General features: G+C 65.2%; 14 protein-coding genes and 1 tRNA gene. 9 read left to right on the forward strand and 6 right to left on the reverse strand.

All coding sequences use genetic code 11. From position 1 onward, the window contains the following. The first annotated feature begins 11 nt into the window (after positions 1-11). Entirely contained in the window at positions 12-434 is a 423-nt protein-coding gene (locus ACFWMR_RS24310; protein ID WP_378380006.1) for a PPOX class F420-dependent oxidoreductase, read from the forward strand. Here ACFWMR_RS24310 and ACFWMR_RS24315 read toward each other — a convergent pair. After that, positions 419-955 (reverse strand): GNAT family N-acetyltransferase, encoded by a 537-nt coding sequence (locus tag ACFWMR_RS24315; protein WP_378380007.1) that lies wholly within the window; start codon positions 953-955, stop codon positions 419-421. The two genes, ACFWMR_RS24310 and ACFWMR_RS24315, sit on opposite strands and share 16 nt — an antisense overlap. 40 nt (positions 956-995) lie before the next feature. Here ACFWMR_RS24315 and ACFWMR_RS24320 point away from each other — a divergent pair, with 40 nt between their 5' ends. Further along, complete coding sequence (locus ACFWMR_RS24320; RefSeq protein WP_378380008.1) at positions 996-1559, forward strand: dihydrofolate reductase family protein; 564 nt, start codon at positions 996-998, stop codon at positions 1557-1559. 48 nt (positions 1560-1607) lie between these two features. Beyond that, positions 1608-1982 carry a hypothetical protein gene (locus ACFWMR_RS24325; protein ID WP_093931998.1) on the forward strand — a complete coding sequence of 125 codons (375 nt, stop codon included), beginning with the start codon at positions 1608-1610 and terminating at the stop codon, positions 1980-1982. A 54-nt stretch (positions 1983-2036) separates the two neighbouring features. On the opposite strand, the gene ACFWMR_RS24330 is transcribed toward ACFWMR_RS24325, so the two are convergent. Then, positions 2037-2118, reverse strand: a tRNA-Tyr gene (locus ACFWMR_RS24330). Between the two features lie 119 nt (positions 2119-2237). On the opposite strand from ACFWMR_RS24330, the gene ACFWMR_RS24335 reads away from it, so the two are divergent. Continuing rightward, complete coding sequence (locus ACFWMR_RS24335; protein ID WP_005152002.1) at positions 2238-2729, forward strand: YajQ family cyclic di-GMP-binding protein; 492 nt, start codon at positions 2238-2240, stop codon at positions 2727-2729. Here ACFWMR_RS24335 and ACFWMR_RS24340 read toward each other — a convergent pair. After that, the gene (locus tag ACFWMR_RS24340) at positions 2720-3358 is read right to left on the reverse strand and encodes a tyrosine-type recombinase/integrase (protein ID WP_378380020.1); all 639 of its coding nucleotides are present in this window, start codon (positions 3356-3358) and stop codon (positions 2720-2722) included. The genes ACFWMR_RS24335 and ACFWMR_RS24340 overlap by 10 nt on opposite strands. On the opposite strand from ACFWMR_RS24340, the gene ACFWMR_RS24345 reads away from it, so the two are divergent. From ACFWMR_RS24345 to ACFWMR_RS24355, 3 genes are all read left to right on the forward strand, one after another. Beyond that, positions 3257-3670 (forward strand): UTRA domain-containing protein, encoded by a 414-nt coding sequence (locus ACFWMR_RS24345; RefSeq protein WP_378380009.1) that lies wholly within the window; start codon positions 3257-3259, stop codon positions 3668-3670. The two genes, ACFWMR_RS24340 and ACFWMR_RS24345, sit on opposite strands and share 102 nt — an antisense overlap. A gap of 533 nt (positions 3671-4203) precedes the next feature. After that, on the forward strand, positions 4204-5088 hold the full coding sequence (locus ACFWMR_RS24350) for a hypothetical protein (RefSeq protein ID WP_378380011.1): 885 nt from the start codon (positions 4204-4206) through the stop codon (positions 5086-5088). Position 5089: 1 nt separating this feature from the next. Then, entirely contained in the window at positions 5090-5974 is an 885-nt protein-coding gene (locus tag ACFWMR_RS24355; protein ID WP_378380012.1) for a hypothetical protein, read from the forward strand. Between the two features lie 538 nt (positions 5975-6512). Here ACFWMR_RS24355 and ACFWMR_RS24360 read toward each other — a convergent pair. Next, positions 6513-7199 (reverse strand): hypothetical protein, encoded by a 687-nt coding sequence (locus ACFWMR_RS24360; RefSeq protein ID WP_378380013.1) that lies wholly within the window; start codon positions 7197-7199, stop codon positions 6513-6515. Positions 7200-7381: 182 nt separating this feature from the next. On the opposite strand from ACFWMR_RS24360, the gene ACFWMR_RS24365 reads away from it, so the two are divergent. Continuing rightward, a complete protein-coding gene (locus ACFWMR_RS24365; RefSeq protein WP_378380014.1) occupies positions 7382-8530 on the forward strand; it encodes a sialidase family protein in 1149 nt (382 codons plus the stop codon). 53 nt (positions 8531-8583) lie between these two features. Continuing rightward, complete coding sequence (gene rfbA / locus ACFWMR_RS24370; protein ID WP_378380015.1) at positions 8584-9465, forward strand: glucose-1-phosphate thymidylyltransferase RfbA; 882 nt, start codon at positions 8584-8586, stop codon at positions 9463-9465. Here the strand turns inward: rfbA and ACFWMR_RS24375 are convergent. Together ACFWMR_RS24375 and ACFWMR_RS24380 are read right to left on the reverse strand one after the other, a co-directional pair. Beyond that, entirely contained in the window at positions 9455-10771 is a 1317-nt protein-coding gene (locus ACFWMR_RS24375; protein ID WP_378380016.1) for an NtaA/DmoA family FMN-dependent monooxygenase, read from the reverse strand. The genes rfbA and ACFWMR_RS24375 overlap by 11 nt on opposite strands. A 3-nt stretch (positions 10772-10774) precedes the next feature. Continuing rightward, positions 10775-11845 carry an LLM class flavin-dependent oxidoreductase gene (locus tag ACFWMR_RS24380; protein ID WP_378380017.1) on the reverse strand — a complete coding sequence of 357 codons (1071 nt, stop codon included), beginning with the start codon at positions 11843-11845 and terminating at the stop codon, positions 10775-10777. Positions 11846-11923: the final 78 nt, after the last annotated feature.

An 11923-nucleotide genomic window follows, 5' to 3' on the forward strand; every position in this document is an offset into this window, starting at 1 on the left:
AGAATGACGTCATGGCCTTCACCGAGGACGAGATCGCGTATCTGCGCTCCCAACCCCTGGCTCGCCTCGCGACCCTGTCCGAGGACGGCGAGCAGCCCGACGTCGTCCCGCTGGCGTTCGAGTTCGACGGGACGCATTTCTGGGTCGGTGGCGCGGGCGCGTCGGTCCTCGTGACCCGAAAGTTCCGCAACATCCAAGCGGGGCAACGAAAAGTCGCCTTGGTCATCGACGACCTGGTCTCACTGGACCCGTTCGTCGCGCGCGGTGTCCGGATCTACGGCGAGGCCGCCGACCCCGTCGAACGCACGGGGGTCTTCGGCCCGGGCATCTACGCGCGCGTCACGCCCAAGGTGTCGTGGAGCTGGAACATGGCGGGCGAGCCCGCGGGTGAGACTTGGTACCCGTCGAGGCGCGCGGTTCACGGCGACACGTAGAGGAGCATGTCCCGCGCGACCCCGCCGATCTCGTGATGAGCGGGCAGCAGGCCTTCGCGCCGGTAGCCCGCTTTTTCGGCCGCGCGAAAGGAGCCGCGGTTCCACGGCTCGATGTACAGCTCGATCCGCTCGACACCGGGGACGGTCCGAGCGAAGCTGGTGATCGCCTTGAGCGCATCGGTCGCGACCCCACGTCGCCGGTGCCTTGGAGAGACCGAGTAGCCCAGGATCCCGATGCCTTCGGACAGCTTCCGCAGCCAAAGGCCGATCGTGCCGACCGCGATCCCGTCGACGGTGATCACGAAGGGAAAGCCACGTCCTTCGCTGTGACGACTCCGTTGCCGCAGCACCCAGTCTTCGGCTTCCCGCGGGGTCGGATGCGCGGGCAGGCTGCCGATGAGCGGGATGTAGGGGTCTTCGCCGAGTTCGAGGGCGAGCGAGGCGTCGGTTTCGGTGAATTCGCGCAGGACAACGGATCCGTGGGCCGGCGGCGTGGCGGGCCAGGGCAGCGGCTCGGTCATCGGTCCATTCTTGTCGGAGGGCGGCGGTACGGTCTGGCGCATGCGGGAACTGATCGTCACCGAGAACTGCACGATCGACGGCGTGATCGAACTGACGGGAGACTGGTTCAGCCCGGGTGGCGGCGATCCGGACGCCGACATGCCGGATGTCCTGGCCGCACTGCGCGAACAACGTGAGAACGCCGACGCGTTCCTGACCGGACGGGTCACCTTCGAGGACATGCGCGGCTATTGGCCGAAGCAAACCGAAGACACGACAGGGATTTCGGCTTACCTGAACTCAGTGAGCAAGTACGTGGTCTCCAGCACGCTGACGGAGCCGGAGTGGGAGAACACGAAGGTGCTCTCCGGCGAGCTTCGTTCGGAGATCGAGGGGCTGAAGGCCGCCGAGGGCAAGGACATCGTGACCACCGGCAGCATCTCGCTGGTGCACGCGCTCATCGCCGAGGGGCTCGTCGACGAGTACCGGCTGTTCGTCTACCCGGTCGTGGCCGGGGAAGGTCGCCGGTTGTTCGAGAACGCCGCCGGCGTGCCGAAGCTGCGGCTGGTCGAGGATCGGGCGTTCGCCTCGGGGATCGTGCTGTTGCGCTACCGGGCTCGGTAGGGTCGTCTTACTCCGCGTAGCGGCGCGGGTACGACGGAGGTGGCGTTCATGGTCGACGCGTCGAAGTTCACGGCCGAGGTGTTCCGCCTCGCGGCGGAACGGCCCGGCGCTTCGCCGCGGCTGACCCGGGCGGCCGGCTGTGTCCGGGACGGCAAGTTCAGCTGGGAAGAGGTCGCCGCCGGGACCTGCGAGCATCCGCTCGCGCAGGCGTTGTTCGCGCCGAAGGCCCAGGAGAAACTGTGGCCGCAGCTGGCCGAGATCGCCGCCGAACTCGAAGCGGCACCAGAGCCGGTGGCCGCGCCCCGGCGCGCCCGTAAAGCGCCCGTGACCGACGACGACTTCAGTGAGCACACCTACCTCGAAGACCTGGCCGAACCGAACCCCCACCCGGCCTGGCCGCAGAGGCGGGATCGCGGCCGGTAAGGGCCCTGACGAAACAAGAGCGGCCCCGTGACCAGGTCACGAGGCCGCTCTGTGTGGCGAGTGAGGGATTCGAACCCCCGAAGGCTGAGCCGTCTGATTTACAGTCAGATCCCTTTGGCCGCTCGGGCAACTCGCCGTGGCCGGGCAAGCCCGGTCGAGACGAAAGAATACCCAATGCCGTGGCGGGCCGGTCAACCGGGTTCCGCAGGGCTAGGGTGGAAGCTCCTGACAAGCGAGTACGAGGTGTGAGAACACGTGGCGGATCCCTCTTTCGACGTGGTGAGCAAGGTCGATCGCCAGGAGGTGGACAACGCCCTGAACCAGGCCAGCAAGGAACTCGGTACGCGGTTCGACTTCCGGGGCACCGGGACCAAGATCGACTGGTCCGGCGAGGAAGCGATCGCGATCGAGTCCGAGACCGAAGAGCGCGCGCTGGCGGCGGTCGAGGTGTTCAAGGAGAAGCTGATCAAGCGCGGCATCTCCCTGAAGGCGTTCGAGGCGGACGAGCCGGCGTTGTCCGGCAAGATCTACAAGGTGGGCGGCAAGATCCTTCAGGGGATCGCGTCGGACAAGGCGAAGCAGATCGCCAAGTTCATCCGCGACGAGGGCCCCAAGGGGGTCCAGGCGCAGATCCAGGGCGACCAGCTGCGGGTGTCCGGCAAGAAGAAGGACCAGCTGCAGGACGTGATCGCCTTGCTGAAGGGCAAGGATTTCGAGATCGCGTTGCAGTTCACGAACTACCGGTGATCAATGGGCTCTGACCTGCGGGTATCCGTCAGCGGGTGCCCGTGGGTACAACCCCGGTACAACTCAGCGCGGAGTCCACGAGCGTGCGCGTCTGGTCGACGGCATCCGGCCAGTAGCCGACGTAGGTGTTGAGCGTCACTGTGGGCGTCGTGTGCCCCATGGCGAGCTGAACGGTCTTGACGTTCGCTCCACCGAAGAATCAGCACCGTGGCGAAGTAGTGCCGCAGGTCGCGGAGACCGAAGCCCTCCGGCAGGCCAGCCGTGTTCACGGCCGGACGCCAGATGTACGACCAGTCAGCCCGGTGGATCGGCCGACCATCACCCCGCGTGAACACCAGGTCGGCGGGTCGCCGAATCGGCCGGCGAGGGTCGGTCTCGTCGTCAATCTCCTCCGGCAGCGACCGGAAGGTCTCCAGATGGCCGCGCAGCGAGTTCGAGACCAGTGTCGGCAGCTCGTTCACCCGGCGACTGGTCTTCGTCTTCGGAGGGGCCAGATAGGGCGTGCGACCGGACACCACGGTGAGCTGGTGGCGCACCTCGACCTCCATCGTGTCGAAGTTGATCGCATCGCGCTCCAGACCGAAGATCTCGCCAGCTCGCCAGCCGCAACCGGCCGCCAGGTAGACGATCGGCCGGTATCGCTCGGGAAGTGCGTCGTGCAGCGCGTGAACCTCTTCCGCCTCGGCATCCCCGAGGAACGCGCCTTTGTTCTCGGCGCGGGCTGCCCGGCTGAGCCTGCTCCGGCTGAGGCGCTCAACTCTGTGCGGCGGGCGGATATGCCGACTCCCGAAGAAGCGTCCATGCTGCAGCTTGACAACGGCACTCCGATCTTTGCGGTTCGGCGGATTGCCTACAGCACAGAGGGTCGAGCCGTTGAGATGAACGACATGCGGTTGTCCGGTGACAAGTACGAGCTTGCTTACGAGTTCCCGGCGGGCTGATCTTCGTTGATCGCGTGCCGGTGAGTCGGGCGCTTGGAGAACTTTCTCTACTGGATCAAGGCGGCCCCTCCGGGGCCGCTCGGCCCCAGCTCTTTGCCTCGGCCAAGCCCTCGCGGGGGCGTGCGGCCTGGCGGCCGGTCCCCCGCGAGTCGGCCGGGGCGAGAGGGCCGAAGGGTTCGTGTAAGCCGCGGATTCGAGAAGAGATGTCCTCGCCGGACGGGCAGGTCTCCGAGATGGCCGGCGGGGCTCGCACGTTGCGTCCGTGGGTGGACAGACGGCATCGCGTCGACCTCCCGGAGGGCTATCACGCCGGGTCGACGAGATGCCGAGAGGCCACCCACTAGCAGGTGAAGGAATGGGCAGTGGCGCAGTGATCGGACGACGGTTCAGATCAGCCCGGTACACGCCGGTCAGGACTTCGGGCGGCAAGCTGATGAACCTCGACGGCGCATCGGCCACCCACCTGGCTGTTACTGGATGCAGACGCCGGACCGCGACTGTACAGACTGCCTCAGCGAGCTAAAGTAAGCAGCATGTCTGAGCACGCAGAAGATTCGACACCTGAGACGGTCAACAATGCAGTTTCAATCGCGCAGGGTCGAACTTTAGTGCTCGCCGCCTTCACAGAAGCACGCTCATCAGGACGTCCGAACTGGAACGTCATGACTACAGCCGTCCTCAAGAATCGCATTCTCGACGCGACTGATCGAACATTCAAGGAGCGCGATTACGGCGTTTCTACAATACTTGAATTCGTCCACCTGTTCCCCGATCTGCTTTCCGTAGATTCAGCTAGCACGCCTCCACTAGTCACACTTACAGCCACCGAATCCCTTCCTGAACCATCTTCGAGCGAGCATGAAGAAGCCGCCCACAGGCGTAACCCCAGAGTTCGGCCCGATTTGTGGCGAGCGATTGTAGACTACCGTAGCGAGAACAGCTACGTATGGGACACGGTTGCTCGTATTGCACGCGTTGCCGACGCCGAAGACGCGAATCCCAAACTGCCGACCCTTTCTTCCGACACCGTTGCGCGAATGAGGGTCAAATTCGCAGAAGAAGTCAAGGCGACCGGCATTACCGAACAGATTCTCAACGAATGGCTTGAAAGGAATTACAGCAACACGTTTTTGCCAAGCCCCCTTCGAGGCCAATGGGCCGGTTTCTTCCGCCAAGAAGTTCTAGACCGTATCCGTCGATTTTTCGACGAGAACGAATTAACTCTACCCGATGATTTGCTAACCGAGGAACCTCGTCAGCCAGCCAAGGCAGCAAACAGCAGCGTTAGCAACGACACGGAGCTCACCAGGCTACGCGCCCTTGTCCAGCGATGCGTTGCCGTGATGACCAAAGAAGAGCTGACAGATCTTCGACTTAGCCCGAGCGTAATGGCGCGTGCGATCAACACGGGAGCATAGGATGCCTCCGTGGAGCAACGCAAAGCCTCTAATTTTCTTCGTCGCCCCACCGAAAAGAAAAGAAAATTCCCAGCAGGAGCAGGGACGTCGCTCTGTGCAGACATGGGCAGAAAGGCAAGACTGGCTCGTTAGAACGAGGCGCACCGTTGACACCCGCGTCCTCGAAGGAGAGAATAGCGGCCGCATCCTCGAATTGATCGAACCCTTGGACGCAAACGATCTCTATCAGGTGATTCATCGTCACCCAACTGCAGTGATACAAATAGGCGACCCGGCAATAAGACTAAACCCCTCCGCGGCTGTCACAATGCGCAACACCAAGAAACTTCAAAGGTTCGTGCGCTATAAAGCATTCTGGCTGCCGCTCGGCCGAGTCGATTCAAACTTCGATCCAAAAGTCTTTCTTGAAGGATTCTCGTCGTGGATGAACTCGACAGATTGCGCAGGCGAGCGCGATGCACGCTGCATGCCGCTTCATGTTATAAGTCCTAATCACGACTGGTCCGACCTCCATATTGACACCGGAATTACAGAGTTCGAAAAAGTTCACGGAAGAGCAACGAAAAGAACAGATGAAGACGGACGTCAGTGGAACACCCCCAACGCCCTTCATGGCCGCGAGAAAACGACCGTGGCAGGCGTGGATTTACGAGCAGGATTCCATTGGGATGTAGTCAGCTCGAACGACGCAAGCAGCCTCCACACAAGTTCAGAAGTTTGGAAATTCGCACGGAACTCCTACTGCAACGTGTACCCCGACGCATCCGTCAGGCGAGGACAAAGCGCGGGCAAGTCAGCAAAACTGGTATGGCAAGCAGAACGGCCAGCAACCACCCAGAAGAGTGGCAGTAAAAACCGAACTGCCAAGCGGCCGAGACGCCGATAAGACTACCTCGCATATGCACAAGCCCCATCTGGCCGACGTGGTCAGGGGCACGTAGCGCTCATAGCGCAGGCGATGTATCGTGGGCAGTGATCCGCTGAGGGCAACCTCACCGGAGTCAGGCGCGGCTAGGCCAGTCGCGACCTGAAGCTCGCTAGCAGCGTAGTGGCGACAAGGGTGTGCAGTTCAGACGAGCCCCCGAAGCATGGTCTTCGGTCATGCACATGCCGACACCGCCACAGCCTGAGAGGAGAGCTAGCGTTGCCTGTCTAGAGGCTCGCATATGACTGGATGCCCTGATGGCGAGATGGCTATCAGGGCATCTTTCATTGGTCCTGTCCTATCCTCAAGGCCGCCGGTACAAATCCGGTACAGATGACATCAACCAGCGACGACCGATTACGGCAAGCAACGGGCACAAACCCGCAGCTCAGAGCCCCGCGCCAGCCCATCACCCCAGGCCAGACGCAGTTCACGAACTACCGCTGATCCCGGCGAAGAAGGCCACCTTCGGAAGTCTCGAAGGTGGCCTTCGTCATACCTACGACCCGGTGACCGTCCAGGTCCCGTCGCCTTCCACCGAAAGGTAAGCCGGGCCGGACACGGGCACGTCGCCCTTGTAGTCGCCGAGCTGGTTTACGGGGAGATCCGAGTAGTCGCCGCTGTGCACCCACACCGCGGTGCGGCCGCTGTTCTTCGTGGTGACGGCGACCGACGAAACAGCGTCAGGCACCGCGAAGACCGCTTCGCTCTTGCCCGAGAGGGGCTTGCCCGGTTCGAGCACGGGCAGGCCGCTTTCGTCGGTGATGGTCAGCGTCCAGGCGGCGTTGGCCTTGATGGTGAACGTCTTCGCCTGGTAGCCGGGCATGTCGTTGATCCACTGCGTGCCCTTGTACGGGCCGATGTCGTTGACGATCAGCTCGTTCTCGGTGTTGACCGCGACGTGCCCGGAGCACTTCGGACAGTCGAAGGTCACGAAGCCGAGGCGCGTCGGCCAGGCCATCGGGACCGACGCGTTCCCCTTGCCCGAATGCTTCTCCTCCGGCTGCGGACCGGGTCGCGGGGTGGTGGTGGACGTCGGCGGCGGTTCGGGGGTCGCCGAAGGTGAGCGCAGCCCTTCCGGAGCGGCCGCCTGCGGGACGACGCGGCCCAGATTCGACGGCGAGCAGGCCACCAGGCCGGCGGTCAGCAGCACGGCGGCCGACGCCGCGCACAAGCGCCTGATCACGGACTCCCCCTAGTTGTTCGGTCATGGGATCTTCGCCGACCGATAGCCCAGCGTTACCGGTCCACCCGGCCGAGCGATTCAGGCCACCCAGGCGTGGGTTTCTGCCGCAACGCCTTCGCTGGAGTCCGAAAAGGACAAATGCCCGTGTTGTAATCCGGCGATCGCGTTCAAGGAAGGTCTCGATGAAGCGCCGTTTCAGCTCAGCACTCGCTCTCGCGCTGTCACTCACCGTGATCGCGTCCCTGTTCACGTCCGCGCAGGCCGCGGATCGGCAACAGCTCGTGCCCGGCTACGGTTCGTACGCCCGGCTCATCCGCCTGGAACATTCCGCGATCGGCAAGGGCCGCATCGTCGCGTCGCTGACCAGCGAAGACGCGAGCGGCAAGTTCACGCCGATCATGGAGAGCACCGACGAGGGCCAGACCTTCCACAAGATCGGCGAGGTCCGCGACCGTGACGGCCGCTACGGCATGTGCTGCGGGACGCTGTACGAGCTGCCTCAGCGTGTCGGCAGGCTCCGCGCGGGCACCCTTCTGTGGGCCGCGAGCTACCGGCAGGACGCCGGCCCGCAGCGTCGGATCGGCATCAAGATCTGGTACAGCCGCGACGCCGGTCGCTCCTGGTCGTTCCTGTCCGAGGCCGCCCGTTCGCACAACCACGACGGCATCTGGGAGCCGGAGTTCGTCGTCGACGCGGGCGGCACGTTGTGGCTGCACTACGCCGACGAGACCGAGGCACCGCAGTTCGCGCAGGTGATGAACCGGGTCGCCTCCACCGACGGGGTGAACTGGGGCACCAAGCAGCGCACGATGGCCATCCCGCCCCATCGGGTGCGGCCGGGGATGCCGATCATCCGCCGCCTCCCCGACGGCCGGTACTACCTGGCGTACGAGATCTGCAACTACGGCAATCGCTACTGCGACCCGTACTTCAAGATCTCCTCCGACGGCGCCAACTGGGGCGATCCCCAGGATCCGGGCACCAGGGTCAACACCGCCAGCGGCAACTACTTCCAGCACGCGCAGACGATCACGCTGTTCCCCGGCGGCCCGAACGGGGTGCGGCTGGTGATGGTCGGGCAGATCTACACCAACGCCGCCGGGGTCCCGCAGGACAAGAACGGCCAGGTCCTGCTCGCGAACGACAACTTCGGTGCCGGGAACTGGTACGAACTGCCCGCACCGGTGCACATCACCGGCATCTACAACAACTTCTGCCCCAACTACAGCTCGACGCTCCTGCCTGTCGACGGTGGCAAGAACGTGTTGCAGATCTCCACCGAGTACAACCTGGGCTGCAAGGCCTATTTCGCGAAGGGCCCGGCGTTCTGAGCCACCCGGTAGTGTGAGTCGTCGAGAGAACGGCTACGGAGTGGGGGCTGCGCATGAAGGGCATCGTGCTGGCCGGGGGAAGTGGGACGCGTCTGCATCCCATCACCCAGGCGATCTCGAAACAGCTGCTGCCGGTCTACGACAAACCGATGATCTACTACCCGATCTCGGTGCTGATGTTCGCCGGGATCCGCGAGATCCTGATCATCTCGACCCCGGTCGACCTGCCGCATTTCCGGCGGCTGCTCGGCGACGGCAGTCAGTTCGGGCTCAGCTTCAGCTACTCCGAGCAGGCCGCGCCCAACGGGCTGGCCGAGGCGTTCGTCATCGGCGCGGACTTCGTCGGCGATGACGACGTCGCCCTCGTGCTCGGCGACAACATCTTCTACGGCCAGGGGTTCTCCAGCAGGCTCCAGGCCGCCGCGACCGCGCTCGACGGCTGCGTGCTGTTCGGGTACCCGGTCAAGGATCCCCAGCGCTACGGCGTCGGCGAGATCGACGCCGACGGCAAGCTCGTCTCCATCGAAGAGAAGCCCGAGAAGCCGAAGTCGAACAAGGCCATCACCGGCCTGTACTTCTACGACAACCAGGTCGTGGAGATCGCTCGGAACCTCAAGCCCTCCCCGCGCGGCGAGCTTGAGATCACCGACGTCAACCTCACCTACCTGCGGCAGGACCGCGCGACCCTGGTCGACCTCGGCCGCGGGTTCGCCTGGCTCGACACCGGCACGCACGACTCGCTGCTGGAAGCGGGTCAGTTCGTGCAGGTCCTCGAACACCGGACGGGAGTCCGGATCGCGTGCCTCGAGGAGGTCGCGCTGCGGATGGGCTTCATCGACGCGGACCAGTGCTTCGCGCTCGGCGCGAAGCTGGCCAAGTCCGGCTATGGCGAATATCTGATGAACGTCGCGCGCACCCAGGGCGCTACCGGCTGAAAAGGTGCTCCCGCAGGGTGTCCCCGGTGTAGTCGGTCCGGAAGACACCCCGTTCCTGGAGATGCGGGACGACGTCGTCGACGAAGGCGTCCAGACCGCCCGGCGTCAGGTGCGGGACCAGCACGAAGCCGTCGGCGGCGTCGCTCTGGACGTACTCGTCGATCGACTCCGCGATCCGGCGGGCGGTGCCGACGAACTGCTGGCGCGCGGTGACCTCGATGACCAGTTCGCGGATCGAGAGTTTCTTCTCCTCCGCGATCGCCCGCCACTTCGCGGCCACGGCCAGCGGATCCTTCTCGTGCCGGACGCGACCCCAGGTCAGCGGTTCGGCGTCGGGGTCCGGGTCGATCTCGGGCAGCGGGCCGTCGGCGTCGTAGGCGGAGAGGTCGCGGCTCCAGACCTGTTCGAGGAACTGGATCGCGGTGGCCGGGCGCACCTGCTGGTAGCGGATCTCCCGTGCGTACTCGTGCGCGTCCTCTTCGGTGTCGCCGAGGACGAAGGTCGCGGCGGGCATGATCAGCAGCTCGCCGGGCTCGCGGCCGTGGGCGGGAAGGCGTCGTTTGACGTCGGCGAAGAACTCCTTGCCGCTTTCCAGTGAACCGTGGCGGCTGAAGATGACGTCGGCGGTCTTGGCGGCGAATTCCCTGCCCTCGTCGGAATCACCGGCCTGGATGACGATCGGCTGTCCCTGCGGCGTCCTCGGGACGGTGAACTCGCCGCGGATGTCGAACTGCGGTCCACTGTGGACGAAATGGCCGATGTCGCGGGCGAAGACGCCGTTCTCCTTGTTCCCCACCAGCGCGCCGGGTGCCCAGCTGTCCCAGAGTTCCCGCACGGTGGCGAGGAACTCTTCGGCGCGGCGGTAGCGGTCCTCGCGTTTCAGGAAGCCGCCTCGGCGGAAGTTCTGCCCGGTCCACCCGTCCGGTGAGGTGACGACGTTCCACGCGGCGCGACCGCCGGAGAGGTGGTCGATGCTCGCGACCTGCCGCGCGACCTCGTAGGGCTCGTTGAAGGTCGACGACAGCGTGCCCGCGAGGCCGAGGCGGGTGGTGACCGCGGAGAGCGCGGCCAGCACGGTGGTGGTGTTCGGCCTGCCGACGACGTCGGAGTCGAGGATCTTGCCCGCGTGTTCGCGCAGGCGCAGGCCCTCGGCGAGGAACAGGAAGTCGAATTTGCCCCGCTCGGCTGTTCGCGCGAGGTGTTCGAAGGACGAAAAGTCGATTTGGCTACCCGAACGCGGGTCGCTCCACACGGTCGTGTTGTTGACGCCGGGGAAGTGTGCGGCGAGTTTGACCTGTTTGGGCATCTGTCACGCCTCCGCGTACTGGTTGGCGGCGACCCCGAGGCCGAGGTGATCGCGCAGGGTGGTGCCGGTGTAGGTCCGCCGGAACACGCCCGCGGCCTGGAGCGCGGGGACGGTTTCGGTGGTGAAGAGCGCCAGGTCGTCGGGCAGGACGGCGGGGCGGAGGTGGAAGCCGTCGAGGCCGCCCGACGCGGCGATGCGGGGCAGTTCGGTGGCGAGGTCGGCGGGGGTGCCGGTGAAACTCAGGCCCGGCGGGAAAGGTGCGCGGGCCTCGAGCGCGCGACGGCGGTCGATGGCCGCCTGCTCGGTCTCGGCGAGCACGATCGACAGGCCGGCCAGGAGCTTGGCGTCCGGGAAACGTTCGCGGACGCCGCGGATCTCGTCGATCAGGACGATGTCGGCGCCGTGCGCGTAGGGCGAGTCGCCGTAGACCGCGACGACGGGGTGGCCCTGCGGCGGGCGCGGCGTGATCGAAGGTCCCTTGACGCTGAAGAAGCGGCCTTCGAAGTCGACGTAGTGCAGTTTTTCGCGGTCGATGAAGCGACCGGTCGGCTCGTCGCGGATGATCGCGCCGTCCTCCCAGCTGTCCCAGAGGCGCGCGATGACGTCGACGACCTCGGCGTTCTCCGCTTCGGCGTCCACCTCGGACGGCAACGTGCGCCTGCCGAAGTGCGCGACCTCGGCTTCAGTGCGCGAGGGAACCGCGAGGACGCCTGCGCGGCCGCGGCTCGCGAAGTCGAGCGAAGCGACTGCCGTCGAGATGTGGAACGGCTCGGTGTGGGTGGTGGTGACCGTCGGGACGAGGCCGATCCCGTTGGTCACGGGGGCTAGCGCGGCGAAGGTCAGCAGGGCGTCGAGTCGGCCTCGGACGACCTCTTCACCGCCGGGTTGAAGCGCGAGGGTGTCGTCGAGGGTGACGAAGTCGAGCGAAGCCGCTTCGGCGAGCTTCGCGTGGGCTAGGTAGTGGGCGGCGGTGAACAAGGCGGCCGGGCGGACGTCGGACACCCGCCAGGCGGCCGGATGCTGCCCGGCCCCGTCGAGCGCGACCCCGAGGTGCAACTGCTGTGCGGAAGCCATGCCCGGGGAACCCGCAGGTCCGGCCCTCGATTCCCCCTCCCACGAGGTGAGATACCCCCGCATTTAGTCCTCTGGATG

It is taken from the genome of Amycolatopsis thailandensis (assembly GCF_042723255.1).
In the GTDB taxonomy this organism is placed as follows: domain Bacteria; phylum Actinomycetota; class Actinomycetes; order Mycobacteriales; family Pseudonocardiaceae; genus Amycolatopsis; species Amycolatopsis thailandensis.